Consider the following 15,798-nt stretch of genomic DNA (forward strand, 5'->3'; position numbering starts at 1 on the left):
AGACGTCCAAGTCCGTGACTCGTCAACAGCACTCGTCTTCAAGCAGTTCGAGCAGTTGCAGCGCCTCATGATCGTTCCAGGTTTCGAAAAGTTCGCGCACTTGGTTGATGTGGCAATGAATCAGGAAGAGGTCGTCAGGACGCGGCCCCGACCCTCCGGCACGCTTTTTACGGAAATAATCCCAGAAGGTCGTGACACGCTCCGGCACTGCCAGGTGGCTGTCGATGAACGCCATCACGCGACGGGCGTTGCCGTCGCAATCGATATCCTTGAAGCTCACGTAGCGGTCGGGCTTCGTGCAGTTGCAATCGTGGGGCATGATGCGATCTCGCTGAAACGGTGACAACCTATCACGCAAGCAAAACCGATACCTGCCACCAGCACAACGTAAGCGACTGATTATTTGGGCCCAGTACTTACCCCGCCACCGTCATTGAGGCAAATGCGACGAACAAGGAAATCGGGCGTGTCGTCAATCGCGCAATTTGCCGATGTCGATCCAGAGCAACGCTCCGCTAGCGTCGCCCCTCGACCCAACGACGATGGCGGCCTGCCCAAAACCGGCGGCCAGTGCACAAACCTGACCTTCCGGCGCATCGAAGACGCAAAAACCGGGTTCGTCCGGCCAGCGCCCGCCGTCAGCCCGATTCCGGGCGGGCACGTAGCGCCACCCGAGCGTCTCGATACTTTTCCGCAGCGCCTCGTTGCGCGCCCCATTCTGCAAGGGGGTCGGTTTTCCGCCGGGGTTGCAGGCGGTGATGACAGCCCAGCTGCTGGCATCCTCGTCATCAAGCCAGGCCGCAAAGTCGGGGTGAGGCACTCCGATCCGCAGATCGAAGCACTCACCGCGCACATCAATGCAATAAGTTGTTGCCAGGAAAGACGCCTCGAGCTCCGGAGTGTTCATCACCCCCAACCATTCGTTAGCGTGACAGGAAAGCCAACGGTACCGTAACCAGTTGAGGAAATGCAACCAGCGCGATAAGAACGAGCACCTCCGCGAGCAGGAACGGCCACATGCCCGCAACGACGCGACCGACCGGCAGCTTGCCGACACCGCACACGGCCGTCAGCGACGTCCCGACCGGCGGCGTGATCAACCCGATCGCGTTGGCCATCACGAAGACCACCCCGAAATACACCGGGTTGATCCCGGCCTGCTTGACCACCGGCATCAACACCGGCGCCAGGATCAGGATGTTCGGTGTCATGTCCATCGACGTTCCGATCACCAGCGTAATCAGCACAACGGCAAGCATGAAGAGCTTGGGCGATTCGAGCAGGCCGCCGAGCATCCCGACGAGTTGCCCGGGCAGATCGGCAACCGTGATCAGCCACGCACTGACCATCGCCCCGCCGACGAGGAACATCACCACGGCAGTCATTTTTCCGGCGCTGAGGAACAGGCGGTAGAGATCCTTGAACTTCAGTTCACGGTAAATGAACATCCCGACGAACAAGGCGTAGGCGGCGGCCACGACCGCGGCCTCGGTCGGCGTGAACACCCCCATTTTCAGGCCAACGATAATGATGCCCGGAAGAACCAGCGCCCAGACGCCATCGACGAACGTCTTGCGCATTTCGGCCGCGGACGGCTTGGGGCGTGTTTCCAGCTTGTCGTGCCGTGAAACGAGCCGCCAGGCGATCAGGATCGAAGCCCCCATCAACACGCCGGGAACGATACCGGCCAGGAACAGCTTGGTGATCGACACCTGCGCGGCGACGCCGAAGATGACGAACGGAATGCTCGGCGGAATCACCGGCGCGATGATGCCGCCGCAGGCAATCAGGCCGGCACAGCGCGGCACGTCGTACTTCGCATCGCGCATCATCGGCAGCAGCAACGCAGCGAGTGCTGTCGTATCGGCAAGCGCCGAACCGGACAGGCTGGCCATGATGATGGCGGCGATCACCGCCACGTAGCCGAGACCGCCCTGGATATGGCCGACCAGGCACAGCGCCATATTGACGATGCGGCGGGAGAGTCCGCCGGCATTCATGAACTCACCGGCGAGCATGAAGAATGGCGCCGCAAGCAGAACGAAATTGTCCGCGCCGTTGATCAGGTTCTGCGCAATCAATTGCGCATCGAACATGCCCATTTGCCACATCATGGCCGTACCGGCCAGCAACAGAGCGAACGCGATCGGCACACCAAGGATCAGAAAGCCCAGCAGGCAGCCGAGAAAAATTGCTACGGTCATTTGGCTACTCCCTTGCCGCCATTATTGTTTTCACCCCCGCCCTCTGCCTCAACCTCATCGAGCGACCCGTGTACCGTTACCAGGTCCTCTTCTGTGGCTTGGCCGGTGAGGACGACGTAAATGTTGCGGACCAGATAAATGGCGATACCGACGCTGGCGACCAGGCCCACGGCATACTGGATCGCGACCGGCAAGCCGGTGGCCGGGAATTCGGTCTGCAGGCCGATGATCGTCTGCTTCAGGCTGCCCTTGAAGATCAGCCAGCAGACGCCGAGCAAGAGCAGGCTGGTGACGACGACGCAGATTTTCTTGCCCGCCGGCGGCAGGCGCTTGATGAACGAATCGATCCCCAGGTGGGCGTGTTCCTTCATGGCGACCACAGCGCCCAGGAAGGTCAGCCAGACGAACAGGATGCGCGACACTTCCTCGGAAATGGTGATCCCGGAATTGAAGCCGTAGCGCAGCACGACGTTGCCGAACACCAGCACCAGCATGATCGCCAGGAACAGCACGATCAAGCCGTTGAACAGGTTCAGCACGTATTTTTCGAGCGTTTTCATTGTTCCCCTCACGTTGTCAGCCGCGTTGCAAGCTGAGAAGCGGGCCGGCCAGATGGCCGGCCCGCTTGCGGTGATCTCGGAGTTACTTCAGGTTCTTGACCCGCTCGAGCTCGGCGTTGAAGGCCTTGATCAGTTCCGGATCCAGTTGCGCGGCGTACTTGTCGACCACCGGTTTGACGGCTTCCTTCATCCGGGCGAGTTCAGCCGGGGCGATTTCGTTGAGCTGCATGCCGTGGTCGGTCATCACCTTGCGCGACTTCTCGGTCATCGCGCGGGCGGCCTTGCGCTGCACGTCGCGGGCTTCAACAGCCGCCTCTTCGAAAATCTTCTTCTCGTCGGCCGACAGCGAATCCCAGAAGGTCTTGCTGACCATCATCATCTGCGGGTTGTAGATGTGGCGCGTGCCGCTGAAGTACTTCTGGACTTCATAGAACTTGCTGGCATCGACCGTCGTTTCCGGGTTTTCCTGCCCGTCGACCGTCTTCATTTCCATCGCTGTGTAAAGTTCAGGGAACGGCATCGGCACGGCGTTGGCGCCGAGCGTGTTGAACATGTCGACGTACAGCGGGTTGAGAATCGTACGGATCTTCAGGCCCTTGATGTCTTCCAGCTTGGTGACCGGCCGCTTGCTGTTGCTGATGCTGCGGTAGCCCTGCTCCATGAAGCCGAGGCCGACCCAGCCCTTGGCCGGCATGTAGCCCATCAGCTTCTTGCCGAACGGGCCGTCGAGCACGGCGTCGGCCTGGGCGGTGTTGGCGAACGAGAACGGAAAGTCGAGTACGACGAATTCCTTGATCGTGCCGACCAGTTGGGCCGGCGACATCATCGAGATCTCGATGGTACCGCCCTGCATCGCCGCGGCGACCTGCTGCTCGCCGCCGAGCGTACCGTTCGGGAAGACCTTGATCTTGATCTTGCCGCCGCTCTTCTTGTCGACGACGTCGACGAACTTCTGCGCGCCAAGGCCTTGCGGATGGTCGATCGCGTTGACGATCGGGAATTTGGCCGAACGCTCCTTGATGTCAGCCGCTGAAGCGCTGCCGGCGACGAAAAGCATGGCGGTGGACAGGGCGATCGTGGTCAGGACTTTTTTCATTACTCCTCCTCTTGGATTGATGGGTCACAACTGACAAAGCGGCGCGAAGAATTGCACAACGCTTTTCAGTGAGCAAAGCCAAAGGGGAGTAAAACTACTCAGCGCGGGCTGATTATCCGGTTGAGCCTCGCTCTGGCCGCAAGGCCTCGGCAAGCCGGGCCAGCAGCGCCGCGAGGTCGACGGCAAAGCTGTCGATCTCGCCTTCCTCGACGCCACCTCCCGCAAATTGCCGTTGCAGATCGACGCAGCGCCGCTGCAGGTCGTCCGCGCCCAACATGCCGAGCAGCGACTTGGCGCCATGAACGAGTTCCCTCACGCTAGCGTGATCGCCATCCTGACGCGCCGCATCCAGTCGGCCAACCAGATCGCTCCGCTCATCGACCAGGCGACGCGCGAGACGAACATAGAGATCGCGCCGGCCCATCATCCGTGAAACGGCTTGCGCGACGTCAATACCCGGGATTGCGGAGAGGGCGGAAAACGCCTGTTCGTCGCCGGGAGCCAGGCTGTCACCGCTTGCCACTTCCGGAAGAAGGATATCCGCCTCCTTACGCGCCTCCGGGACATCGAGGTGACGCTTAAGACAGGCGAACAGCAGATCGGGCTGGATCGGCTTGGCGAGGTAGTCGTTCATCCCCGCCGCCAGGCAACGCTCCGGATCACCTTCAAGTGCGTTGGCGGTCAAGGCAACGATCGGTAGTTTGTCGAAACGCGGCTCCTGCCTGATTTCCGCCGTTGCCGCAAAGCCATCCAAGGCCGGCATGTGGATATCCATCAGCACCAGGTCGAACGATCCGGTCTGCAGACAACGAATGCCCTGTCGGCCATCGCCGGCAACGCTCACCCGGGCGCCGAACATTTCCAGGAGATCGTGCATGACCTCCTGATTGATCGCATTGTCCTCGACCAGAAGAATCGAACGACCGGCCAACCAGCCCATCGCTTCCGGCGCCTTTGCCTCGCCGGCCGCGTCGACTGGCCGCGCTGGCTGCATCGACAAGCTGGCGGAAACACCGATACGCAAGGGCACTTCGAGCGAGAACACGCTCCCCGTGCCGAGTCGGGAATGCACGCCCACGCGACCACCCATCAGTTCGGCCAGCATCCGGCTGATCGCCAGGCCCAGGCCAGAGCCCTCGAACGGCCGCGAGATGGAACCGTCCAGCTGCTGGAAGGGGCTGAACAACCGGGGGATATTTTCATCGGCGATGCCGATCCCGCTGTCTTCAACGTCGAAGCGCAACCGTATCTGTGCCGCATCGCGCGCACATTCGCCAACCCGCAGAACAACCCGCCCGCGTTCGGTAAATTTCACGGCATTGTTGGCAAAGTTGATCAGGATCTGGCTGATCCGCTTGACGTCGCCGATCAGGATGTCCGGCACCTCCGGCGCCACCTCAACCGTCAATGCCAGGCCCTTGGCCTGCGCCTGCCCGGACACCAGGTCGGCGACTTCGTCCATGGTCTCGCGCAACGAGAACTCGGCGGGACGGAGTTGCAGCTTGCCGGCTTCAAATTTCGAGAGGTCGAGAATATCGTTGACGATCCCGAGCAAGTGCCGGCTCGACGACTGGATGCGGCTGATGTAGTGGCCGACGCGCGGATCGGCGTTGACATGTGCCGCCAGATAGCCCATGCCGATGATCGCGTTCAGCGGCGTGCGAATCTCGTGGCTCATGTTGGCCAGAAACTCGGCCTTCGCCCGGCTGGCCGATTCGGCCAGATCGCGCGCGGCTGCGAGTTCCTCGGTACGCTTGGCGACCTTGTTCTCCAGCGTCTGCGTCAACTCTTCGAGATCGCGCTGGGTCCGGATCAGTTCGGAAATGTCCAAGGCGACGGTACCGACAGCGACCACGGAACCGTCCTTTTCGTCCAGTACCGGGAAACGCACGGCGCTATAGGTCTTCTCGCTGCCGTCCGCTTCGTGCAGGGCATAGTTACGCGCCAGCGGCCGGCCGTTGTGCAGGACCTCCGCGTGCTCGGCCTGCAGTTTGGCCGCTTCCGGCTCCGGAAAGAGTTCCGCGTCCGTCTTGCCGAGCACATACCCCGGCGGAAAGTGACAACTGGCTTCAAAGACCGGGTTGGCCATCAGATAACGCCCGTCGACGCTCTTCATGTTCATTCCCGCCGGGATGTGGTCCCGGAAGGCCGCCAGACGCTGCTCGCTGCGCGCCAGCGAGCGCCGCGAACGCCAGTCGATCACGGTCAACGCCAGAATCAGGATGCTCCCGAGCGCAATCAACGCCACCAGCGCGCGGCGGGCGAAATGGTAGGAACGGAAGGCCTCGTCCATGTCTTCCTCGACTACCAGTCCCAGCGCGGCATCCGGAAGCCAGCGTGCGGCGCCGACGACCCGCCGCCCGCGATAATCCTCATAGTCGGAAAGCAGGCCGGTATCGAACGAGTCGAATTGCAGAAGGCGTTCGACAACGCGTGTCAGCGGTTCCGTACTGATCAGAGCCGGATCGGGAAGCCCGTCCTCGCGTTTGGGGATCACGCGTGCGCGCAACTGGAAGAGGCTCCAGCCCGGTTCCGCGCCTTCCGGCCTGGCCAGGCTCTTCTCGAAACGGATCGGCGAGAGGATGTTGCCTTCCTGATCGACCACGTAGGCTTCGCCGGTCACCCCGGGGCGGCCGTCGCGCAGCAGGCGGTAGAGACGCACCGACGGGTTCTCGTGCAGGCAGAGAAAAGCCATGCGCAGGCCGTTCTGGTCGACCGGCGCGCAGGAAAGCTGGTAGGCGTAGGCCGACGGATTCTCGACCAGCAGCGTTGAAAACGGGCGATTCGCCGAAATCGGCGGCGTCACCGCGCCGGCAAGCAGCAGTTCGGCCCGCCGCAGCGTCTCGCGCGTCGACGGCAACGGAAGCTGGCCGATGTAAGGCCGCGTCCCCGCCGTCATCACGCGCTTGCCATCCGGCGAGATGAGCGAATAGTCGTCGAAGCCGCGGCTCTGGTACAGCGGCGTGATCCAGGCCTCGAAGGCATTGTGGATCGACGGATCGTCGGGGTCGCCGATCAGGCGCGCGACCAGCGCCTTGTGCGTCGCCTCGTCGGCGATCTTGCGCACGCGCGCGACGGAGTCCTGCTGCAACAGCACCGCCCCGCGCGACATCGTCTCCAGATTGCTGATCACGTGGCTGGCGAGCGTCTGGTGATAGGTATTCCAGATCACATCGAGCACCGCGCTCCCGGCGGCGATCAACACGCCGATGGCCAGCACCGCCAGCAGGATGCGCGGGCGAAAATCCTTGTAGGAAAGCTTCATCGCGCAGACCCCGGACTGTCAGACGAACATCCGGACCAGTTCGGCAACCGACTCGACGTGCAGCTTTTCCATCAGCCGCGCCCGGTGATTCTCCACGGTGCGCACGCTGATATCGAGTTCCTGCGCGATCCGCGGGCTCGATTTTCCGGCGACGACACGTTCGGCGATTTCGCGCTCCTTCGGCGTGAGCAGCGCCAGCCGCGCTTCGCGCGTCACCCGCTCCAGATGTTCCGTGTGCAGTTGGCGGCAACGCGCCAGCGCACTGCTAACTTTGGCAACGAGGAGCGCGCCATCGACCGGCTTTTCGAGAAAATCGAATGCCCCTTTCTTGATCGCCTCGACGGCGCAAGGAACGTCCGCGTAAGCGGAAACGAGGATGACAGGCAAAAAACTGCCCTTCTCGAGCAAGCGTTTCTGGACGGCCAGCCCGTCCATCTCCGGCATCCGGAGATCGCAGAGCAGGCATTCGCACGGTACGGGGTGATAGCTGTCCAGAAAGGCCTGCGCAGAGGTGAACGTTCGTATCTCCGCATCGACGTCCCTGAGCAGTTCGCGGAACATCCAGAGAACGATGTCGTCATCGTCGACGACGTGGATGACGGGGCGGATTGACGACATCGACTCGCGTTCCATGCTTACCAAGGGGCGTCGACACTAGCACGCTTCATCTCGCCCCTCCAGAGAACGGCGTGATGCGCGCAATCAGGCCTCCGAATCTGCAGTATCGAGTTCTTCCAGCGCGCCAAGCCGGGCTTGCGCTTCAACGACCGGCAGGGCTTCGACCCCCTTGAGTTTGCGTTCGATCTGCCGCGTACGCACGCCGGCTGATTCGATGCTCTTGGTCGCCTGCTCGAGCTTCTTGCGCGTCGATTCGAGCGCTTCGCCAAACTTGCCGAACTCGGTCTTCACCGCCCCGAGGACTGCCCAGACTTCCGAGGAGCGTTTCTCGATGGCCAGCGTGCGGAAGCCCATCTGCAGGCTGTTGAGCAGCGCCGCCAGCGTCGTCGGACCCGCCAGGCTGACGCGGCATTCGCGCTGCAGGGTCTCGGCCAGGCCGGGGCGTCGCAGCGCCTCCGCGTACAGCCCCTCGGTCGGCAGATAAAGGATGGCGAAGTCGGTGGTGTGGGGCGGCTCGACGTACTTGTCGCGGATCTTCTTCGCTTCGTCGCGCAGCCGGGTTTCCAGCGCCTTGGCTGCAGTCTCCACAGCAGCCGGGTCAGCGCGCTCTTGTGCCTCGATCAGGCGCTGGTAGTCCTCGACCGGGAACTTCGCATCGATCGGCAGCCACACCGGGCGCCTGTCCGCGCCGGCATCGTTCTGCCCGGGCAGGCGGATGGCGAACTCGACGCGTTCGCTGCTGCCGGGCCGGGTCGCCACGTTCTTGTCGTACTGATCGGCCGTCAGCACCTGGTCGAGCAGCGCTTCGAGCTGCACTTCGCCCCAAGTGCCGCGTGTCTTGACGTTGGTCAGCACCTTCTTCAGGTCCCCTACTCCAGCCGCAAGCGTCTGCATTTCGCCCAGCCCCTTGTGCACCAGTTCCAGCCGTTCGCTCACCAGCCGGAAGGAATCGCCGAGGCGCTGTTCGAGGGTGGCGTGCAGCTTCTCGTCCACCGTCTTGCGCATTTCCTCCAGCTTGCTGGCGTTGTCGTTCTGAATCGCTCCCAGCCGCGCCTCTACGGCCTGCCGCAACTGCTCGAAACGCTGCTCGTTACTCTGGGTCAGGCGGCCCAACTGTTGGGCGAAGGCTTCCAGTTGCTGCGCTTGTAGCGACGACAGATGCCCGACCTGCGCGGCCAGCGTCTTCGCCAGTCGATCGATCGACTGCGCCTGTTCCTCGCGATCTCCTCGTGCGCTGCTGGCGGCTTCCTGGCGCCCGCGCGCCATCTCGTCGCGCAACTCGCGTTCCGTGCGTTCCAGGGCGCTTTCCAGTGATCGGAACTGCGGTTCGAGCGAAACGCCCCATCGCCCGAGACGCTGCAAAACGAAAAGCTGTACTGCCAGAATGACCAGACCAACGCCCAGCGACACATACACCCCGAGGTTCTCCATATTTCCTTTCTATTTCAGCGAAAAGTCGACACGGCTGGCGGCAATCTTTTTCTCGCCGTTGGTTGTTTCTTCCTTGGTCGCCGCCTTGCTCGGCAGCAGGAAGACTCGCTCCACCGGCACCTCGTGCCCCACCAGCCAGTCGCGCACGGCCTTCGAGCGGCGATCCGCCAACGCACGCAGGTCGTCGTCATTGACCGTCGAATTGGCCAGCATCAGCTTTTCCATCTCCTCCACCGGCAGGCTCTTGAGCATCCCGATGGCGTTGCGCGGTTTCGGGAATTTTTCCTCGCGATAGACGCGTTCGAGCAGCGCCGGATATTCCTGCGACGACACTTCGACCGTCTCGGCTGCCCCGCTCTCGACGTTCTTCCGTGTCAGCTCCTCGCGCTTCGCCGCCCGAACCTTGCGATCGATGCGCGCCTGCTTGAGTCCTTCGGGATCCTGTTCAGGATCGTATTTCCCTTCGATTTCGAGCTTCAGTTCAGGGCGGTCGACCAGCGCCTTCGCCAGAATCTCAAGCCGCTTGACGCCCTCAGGCGACAGCGTCGCACGGCCCGTATCGAATTCCACCGTCGACAGCTCCTCGCCACCACCGAACATCGAGCCGATCAGAGCAAACGGCGAGGTCAGCGCCTTGCCGAGCAGATTGACGATGACTTTGACGATCAATCCGCCGACGCTGAATTCCGGATCGTTGAGCGAGCCGGAAATCGGCAGGTTGATGTCGATCTCCCCGGCCCGGTTTTTCAGCAGCGACACCGCCAGCTTGACCGGCAGCGAGGTAGCCTCGGCACTTTCCACAGCGTCGCCGAAGGTCAGCTGATCAAGGAAAACCCGGTTCTCGGCTTCGAGCTGGTCGTTTTCGATCTTGTATTTCACGAACAGTGACAGCTTGCCCTTGTCGATCGCGTAACCGGCGTACTTGCCGGAATAGGCCGATAGCGCGGTCAGTTCGATGCCCTTCACGTCCGCCTGCAGGTCGAGATACGGTTTTTCCGACAGCGGGTTGATCTGTGCGGCGATGGAGAGCGGCGCGACATTGTCGTAATTGCCACGCAATTCCAGCTTGGCCTGGCTGCCGACCTCCGATGAAAGTCCGGTGACGCTGCCGCCGATCTCGCGCAAATTGGCCGAATAATTGGGCTTGATGAAGTTATCGGTAAAGCGGACGTTGCCGCCTTGCAGGGTAATTTTTCCGATCTTCACCGGCAACACCGGTCCGCTTTCGGCCGCGACAGGCGCCGTTGCTTTTCCCTCCGACGACTCGACGACTGGCTCCGGAGCCCCCCCTTCAGCCTTTTTTTCCTCCTGGCGCACGATCTGCAGCAGATTGAGCTTGCCCTCGGGACTGACGATCACCCGGGCGAAGAAATCGGCCAGCGCGATATCCCCCACCGATACCGATTCCGGACCGAGGCGCACATCGATCTTGCCGAGGTGCAGCGACTTCCAGCGCAGAAAATCGGCCGAGTTCAGCTTGTCGACCGCCTGGAAATCACCGATGGTGACTTGCCCGGCAAATCCGCCCTTCATCCCGGCATCGCCCTTTGCCTTACCGGTTTCGGCAAGGCGCAGTTGGACGTTGCCTTTGGCAGTCACCAGCCCCCGCGTGATATCGATGTTCAATTTCTCGGAAAAGTACGGCTGCAGCGGCAACAACTCGACGGACTTGAGGTCGAGATTCAGCTTGGCATCGAGCGGCATGGGCACCACGGCGCCGTCCACCGCCACCTTGCCTTTGCGGTTGAGTTGGAAGCCCGCCTTGACCTGCGCTGCCTGCGCCGGTTCGGTGGAAAGATTCGCCAACTCGAACTCCAGTCCCTCGACGACGTGAACGGTCTTCGGGGATACGGCGGCATCCTCGAAACGCACGTTGATGTCTTCGCCGACATACTTGGCGACATCCACCCGCCAGGGGGCGGCAGGGTCCTTCGCCGCTGCTTTTTTTACGCGCAACGCCGGCGGCTCGATCCATTCGATCCGCCCGCCGGCCAGACGCTTGATCAGGCCGCGTCCGCCCTTGATTCGCGCTTCGCCGATGCGCACCTGGCGCTTGCCGAGAGCCAGCGTGCCGTCCTTGAGCGAGAAAGCCTCGACTTTCAGCGAGTCACCGCCTTCAACAGACCATGCCGCCTCGAAATCGGCTTCGCTCCCTTGGCTGTCGAGTTTCCTGAGCACGGCGTTGATTGCCTTGACGTCGGCGCGGAAATTGCGTGGATTGGAGTCATCGACCCAGTGCAGTACGCCACTGCCGATTTTCACCTCGCCAACCGACCATGCGACTTCAGTTGGCGCCGGTGACGCCTTGTTCTTTTCCTTTCCGCCGGCCGGGGACGATTTCGGCAACAGATCGAGCCAGTTGATTCCGCCTTCGCGACTGACTCGGGCGACGATCTCCGGTGCATCCACCGCAATCTTCTCGATGGCGAACTTGCCGCCGAAAAGGTCCGCCGCCCCCACCGCCACGTCGAGTTGGCCGAAGGCGACCAACGGCGTTCCAGACGATTCCACGACCCGCAGGTTCTTGACGGTAGCCGCGCCCGACAGCAACAGCTTCGGAACGTTCCCCGGTTCCTCTTGGAACGCCAGTGTCAAATCGGTATCCAGCGTTCCGGATTCCATCTTCACCGGCAATCGGACCGGCGAATAATCGAAGTATTTCGGCAACTGCAGGTTATCCAGTGCCAGCACGAATTCGCTCTCGCGCGTGTCGGCGAACGGCTTGCTCTTCCCGGTCAGCGCCAGCGGCGCCCCGTTGATCGTCGCCGAGAAATGCGGCTCAACGAAGATATCCGTTGCATAGGCCATGCTGGATACAAACGGCAGCATCAGGGTGATTTCGTTGACCACGTGCTTCTCATTGACGACACGGTCGTCGAACTCGAACTTGCCACCCGAAATCTGGATATTGTTGAGGGAAAACGCCGGCATCGGGCCGGATACTTCAGCCTTCGGCTCGTCGTTCCGCTTCGAGGCAAACTCGTCGACCAGGTCGGAAAAGTTGAAGCGATCCGCTTCAGCCCGTACCACCCGGAATGTCGGATTGACGAGCTTTATTTCGTTGACCACCGGTCCCCAGCGGAACAGCGACGCAGCCTGCAGATTGACGTAGAGGCTATCGAACCCGGCGAAGGTCTCGCTTCCTTCCCGTTCCTTGACTTCCAGCCCTTCCACGTTCAGCGACAAGGCATAGGGATTGATGCTGATGCTTTTTATCGCGACCGGCCGGTGCAGCATCTCGCTCATTTTGCTCACCGCAACGTGCTTGACGATCGGCGGGAGCACGAAGAACCCGACCACGCTGAACAGGGCGACCGCCATGAACAGGCGCAAGCCGTATCGCTTCGTTTTTGGTGATTTCAGGGCCGACTGAAGTTTGTTTTTTTCGATCATGTCATTCCTCAGTAATCAAGAGGGAACCCGATGAATTCGTCACGGCGGGGAAGATGTGCTCCCGCGCCCGACGGATCCCAAAGCCAACGCCATCCAACCCGCCAGCAGACAGGCGCCTCCCATTGGGGCAAGCATCGCTAGCGGCTTCAATCCAGTTACAGCGTAGACGTACAACGATCCGCAGAACAACCCGATGCCGGCCACGAACAGCCAGAAGCTGATCCGCGCTCTTGGATACGCCAAGGCAATACACGTCAGAACCGCGGCGTGCACCAGGTGGTAAACCGACCCCGTCATCCAGGCTTCAAGGGTTCCCAGCGAGGACAATGTCCCGCGCAAGGCATGCGCGCCGAACGCGCCCAACGCAACGGCCGCGAAACCGAACAGCGCAGCGATCACCCGCATCGCCCTGCCCGAATCCGCCATTTCTGTCACCGACATCGCCGCTCTCTCCCCTTTTCTGTTTTCTGCTTGCCGGAAAAGCTGGCTAACGAATCCAGCCGCTGGCGAAATCCTCGATGGTGCGCGATAGCTTGTGCGGATCGTGGCGAATGTAATCGGTCTCGCTGGTGAAATCGCGCTCGATGATCTTGATGCCTTTCTGTACCAGCGATTGCCTGTCGTGCAGGCGCACCGGGATCTTGCCCTCTTCCTCGTACTTCCGCACCAGACTGCTGCGCAGTTCGCCGTTGTTCACCAGCAGATAATCGATCGCCCCCTCACCCAGATAGTGCTCAAGCACCCGCACAAAATCCTCGACGCCGAACCCATCGGTTTCGCCATGCTTGGTCATGATGTTGCAGACGTAGATGATCCTGGCGCTGGTATTGCGCAACGCCTCGACCATGCCCTGGCACAGCAGGTTGGGAATGATACTGGTGTACAGATCACCCGGCCCGATGATCACGTAGTCGGAATTCTCGATCGCCTCGCGCGCGCGCGGGTTGAGGCACCCGCCACCGAGCAGGAAGGCATCGCGGATCGGGATGGTCGTGTCGTGCCGCGGCACGTCGATATGCGTTTCGCCGACGATCTGCTCGCCGTTTTCCAGCGTCACACCCAGGCTGACATTATCGAGCGTGACGGGAATGACCTTGCCGTGCACGTCGAACATGTCCGCGAGCTCCTCGATGCCCCGCTCGAAATCGCCCACGATGTCCGTCAGTGCCGTTAACAAGAGATTGCCCACCGTGTGCCCGGCAATGCGCTTTCCCTCCTTGAAGCGGTATTCGAACAGCCGACGCACTACTTCGGTATCGTCCGCCAGCGCCACGATCGCCCGGCGCACGTCACCTGGCGGCAGGATGCCGAACTCGTCCCGCAACTCGCCGGTAGAACCGCCGGAATCCGCCACCGAGACGATGGCCGCCAGATTCAACTGCCGGTTCCGCCCCAGGCCGGACAACACGTTGAAGGTTCCCGTGCCACCACCGATCGTGGTGATGTTGCACTTCGCTTCGGAAAGTTGTTTGCGCATGATTTGATGTAGCGATGCCGCTCAACCCCGGCCGACGAAGGGCATGGCGGTCGGCATGATGGTCAGGTTCGGAATATTGGCCTGCAAGGGCAGACTGGCCATGAACAGCACCGCGTCGACCACATGACGCAGGTCAAGCAACGGCTCGGGCGCTACCGAGCCGTTCGCCTGCAGGCACCCGTTGGCCATCGGAATGGCCATCTCGGTCGCCGCATTGCCGATATCGATCTGGCTGCAGGCGATGTCGAAATTCCTGCCTTCCAGCGCCAGCGAGCGGCTCATCCCGAGCACGCCATGCTTGGTGGAAGTATAGGGAACACTGAACGGCCGCGGCGCATAGGCAGAAATCGAACCGTTGTTGATGATGCGCCCGCCGCGCGGTTCCTGCTGCTTCATCAACGCGACAGCACCGCGCATGCAGAGGAATACGCCGGTCATGTTCGTATCAAGGACATTCTTCCATTGTTCGAACGTCAGTTCATCGACCGATATGGCCGGCAACGCGACACCAGCATTGTTGAACAGGACGTCAAGCCGACCGAATTCATCACGAATGCGCCCGAAAAGGGCATCGACGCATTCCGGTTGGGTTACATCGCAACGAACGGCGAGAGCCTTGCCACCCTTCGCTTCGGCACGCTCAACCACCGGTTGCAACGCCTCGACACTACGTGCGACCAGCACGACCCGGTATCCCGCATCGATGAATCCCTCGGCAACAGCCTTGCCGATTCCGCGCGACGCGCCGGTTATCAGGACAACTTTCTCGTTTGCTTGCATGAACTGATTCTCTCAATCCGTCGAAAGACGGTTTATTCACATTCGTCGGATGCCATTTTCGCAGAAAACACGCTGGCGGCTATGATCATCATCCCGCCAAACGCCTCCCGCCAGCCGAAGGATTCGCCGGCCAGCAACCAGGCTGCCAATGCGGCAATCGCGACTTCCATAAGCATGATGACGATGGCACGATTGGCCGGCAGATTTGACAATCCGTATTGCGCGACCACGTTGATGATCACAAGAACCAGTCCCAGCAGCATCAACAGTCCCCAAACCGGAACCGAAGCCACTGGCGCCGGTGACCGAGAAACCATCAGGATACCCGCGCCGACCAGAACGACGCCGGAAAAGGCCACCATCGACTTGACCTCGACCGGAACGTCGCGCGCGCGCCGTGAGTACACATTGAACAGAGCGAACGAAAACCCGGCGCCAAGCCCCAGCCAGTCGGCAATATCGCGCGGCAACGGCCAACCGACGGCCGGATGCCAGAGGATGGTCGCGGCCCCGGTGAGCGTCAGGCCGATGACGAGCGCACCGATGCGAGTCAGCCGTTCGCCGAGAATCACTCGCGAGAGCAAGACGGTCCACAGCGGCGCAAGATAGAAGAGCAGCAGCACCCGCACCACTTCGCCATGCAGCGTCGCCAGCAAGTAGCCGAGATTGGCACCTCCCGCAGAAACCGCCAGAATCAGGAGCCGCAAGGCGCTGCTGCGGACGCAGGTCCATGAGCGCAATGCGCGGCGAAACAGGAAAGCGCCGAGCAGGAACGCCACGGCGTAGGTCAGCGTCGACGCCATTACCCCGTCGACGCCGTTGTCGCGCAAAAAGCGGTACGGATACCAGATGACTCCCCAGACCAGCGCGCCCGCCAACAGCGAAACGACGGCAGTCGCCTGGGAAACGGAAGCGTCGCCACCACTGCAGTCGCCCCTATGGATGGTCCCTTCGCTTTCTTGCACGCCCTTTTT

13 protein-coding genes are annotated in these 15,798 nt (G+C 61.6%); all 13 read right to left on the reverse strand.

The genetic code is table 11. The features are described from left to right. Window positions 1-22: 22 nt before the first annotated feature. The 13 genes from cowN to BO74_RS02395 all read right to left on the reverse strand — a co-directional run bounded on the left by cowN (window position 23) and on the right by BO74_RS02395 (window position 15,789). A complete protein-coding gene (cowN, locus tag BO74_RS02335) occupies window positions 23-319 on the reverse strand; it encodes a N(2)-fixation sustaining protein CowN (RefSeq protein ID WP_496439710.1) in 297 nt (98 codons plus the stop codon). Window positions 320-472: 153 nt separating this feature from the next. Beyond that, window positions 473-907: a DUF3293 domain-containing protein gene (locus tag BO74_RS02340; RefSeq protein WP_496439711.1), complete on the reverse strand. Its 435-nt coding sequence runs from the start codon at window positions 905-907 to the stop codon at window positions 473-475. Between the two features lie 16 nt (window positions 908-923). After that, complete coding sequence (locus BO74_RS02345) at window positions 924-2,204, reverse strand: TRAP transporter large permease (protein ID WP_496439713.1); 1,281 nt, start codon at window positions 2,202-2,204, stop codon at window positions 924-926. Then, window positions 2,201-2,764, reverse strand: coding sequence for a TRAP transporter small permease (locus BO74_RS02350; protein ID WP_496439715.1), 564 nt, complete (start codon window positions 2,762-2,764; stop codon window positions 2,201-2,203). Before BO74_RS02350 ends, BO74_RS02345 begins: the two co-directional genes overlap by 4 nt. Window positions 2,765-2,846: 82 nt before the next feature. After that, window positions 2,847-3,860: a TRAP transporter substrate-binding protein gene (locus BO74_RS02355; RefSeq protein WP_496439717.1), complete on the reverse strand. Its 1,014-nt coding sequence runs from the start codon at window positions 3,858-3,860 to the stop codon at window positions 2,847-2,849. A 112-nt stretch (window positions 3,861-3,972) separates the two neighbouring features. Then, window positions 3,973-7,125, reverse strand: coding sequence for a PAS domain-containing hybrid sensor histidine kinase/response regulator (locus tag BO74_RS02360; RefSeq protein WP_496439719.1), 3,153 nt, complete (start codon window positions 7,123-7,125; stop codon window positions 3,973-3,975). Between the two features lie 18 nt (window positions 7,126-7,143). Then, the gene (locus BO74_RS02365) at window positions 7,144-7,743 is read right to left on the reverse strand and encodes a response regulator transcription factor (protein ID WP_496439720.1); all 600 of its coding nucleotides are present in this window, start codon (window positions 7,741-7,743) and stop codon (window positions 7,144-7,146) included. A gap of 84 nt (window positions 7,744-7,827) precedes the next feature. Beyond that, window positions 7,828-9,174, reverse strand: coding sequence for a DNA recombination protein RmuC (locus BO74_RS02370; RefSeq protein WP_496439721.1), 1,347 nt, complete (start codon window positions 9,172-9,174; stop codon window positions 7,828-7,830). Between the two features lie 9 nt (window positions 9,175-9,183). Next, on the reverse strand, window positions 9,184-12,567 hold the full coding sequence (locus BO74_RS02375) for a DUF748 domain-containing protein (RefSeq protein ID WP_496439723.1): 3,384 nt from the start codon (window positions 12,565-12,567) through the stop codon (window positions 9,184-9,186). Between the two features lie 39 nt (window positions 12,568-12,606). Next, window positions 12,607-13,008 (reverse strand): DUF423 domain-containing protein, encoded by a 402-nt coding sequence (locus tag BO74_RS02380; RefSeq protein WP_496439724.1) that lies wholly within the window; start codon window positions 13,006-13,008, stop codon window positions 12,607-12,609. Window positions 13,009-13,054: 46 nt separating this feature from the next. Next, window positions 13,055-14,044 (reverse strand): gluconeogenesis factor YvcK family protein, encoded by a 990-nt coding sequence (locus tag BO74_RS02385; protein ID WP_496439726.1) that lies wholly within the window; start codon window positions 14,042-14,044, stop codon window positions 13,055-13,057. 21 nt (window positions 14,045-14,065) lie between these two features. Continuing rightward, window positions 14,066-14,824 (reverse strand): SDR family oxidoreductase, encoded by a 759-nt coding sequence (locus BO74_RS02390; protein ID WP_496439727.1) that lies wholly within the window; start codon window positions 14,822-14,824, stop codon window positions 14,066-14,068. 32 nt (window positions 14,825-14,856) lie between these two features. Continuing rightward, window positions 14,857-15,789, reverse strand: a complete 933-nt coding sequence (locus BO74_RS02395; RefSeq protein ID WP_496439728.1) for a DMT family transporter — start codon at window positions 15,787-15,789, stop codon at window positions 14,857-14,859. Between the last annotated feature and the right edge of the window lie 9 nt (window positions 15,790-15,798).

Source organism: Propionivibrio pelophilus DSM 12018 (assembly GCF_059569095.1).

Bases quoted from the DNA above. Each gene is read 5' to 3' on its own strand.
- cowN (WP_496439710.1), bottom strand. From the start codon at position 319: ATGCCCCACGATTGCAACTGCACGAAGCCCGACCGCTACGTGAGCTTC.
- BO74_RS02340 (WP_496439711.1), bottom strand. From the start codon at position 907: ATGAACACTCCGGAGCTCGAGGCGTCTTTCCTGGCAACAACTTATTGC.
- BO74_RS02345 (WP_496439713.1), bottom strand. From the start codon at position 2,204: ATGACCGTAGCAATTTTTCTCGGCTGCCTGCTGGGCTTTCTGATCCTT.
- BO74_RS02350 (WP_496439715.1), bottom strand. From the start codon at position 2,764: ATGAAAACGCTCGAAAAATACGTGCTGAACCTGTTCAACGGCTTGATC.
- BO74_RS02355 (WP_496439717.1), bottom strand. From the start codon at position 3,860: ATGAAAAAAGTCCTGACCACGATCGCCCTGTCCACCGCCATGCTTTTC.
- BO74_RS02360 (WP_496439719.1), bottom strand. From the start codon at position 7,125: ATGAAGCTTTCCTACAAGGATTTTCGCCCGCGCATCCTGCTGGCGGTG.
- BO74_RS02365 (WP_496439720.1), bottom strand. From the start codon at position 7,743: ATGTCGTCAATCCGCCCCGTCATCCACGTCGTCGACGATGACGACATC.
- BO74_RS02370 (WP_496439721.1), bottom strand. From the start codon at position 9,174: ATGGAGAACCTCGGGGTGTATGTGTCGCTGGGCGTTGGTCTGGTCATT.
- BO74_RS02375 (WP_496439723.1), bottom strand. From the start codon at position 12,567: ATGATCGAAAAAAACAAACTTCAGTCGGCCCTGAAATCACCAAAAACG.
- BO74_RS02380 (WP_496439724.1), bottom strand. From the start codon at position 13,008: ATGTCGGTGACAGAAATGGCGGATTCGGGCAGGGCGATGCGGGTGATC.
- BO74_RS02385 (WP_496439726.1), bottom strand. From the start codon at position 14,044: ATGCGCAAACAACTTTCCGAAGCGAAGTGCAACATCACCACGATCGGT.
- BO74_RS02390 (WP_496439727.1), bottom strand. From the start codon at position 14,824: ATGCAAGCAAACGAGAAAGTTGTCCTGATAACCGGCGCGTCGCGCGGA.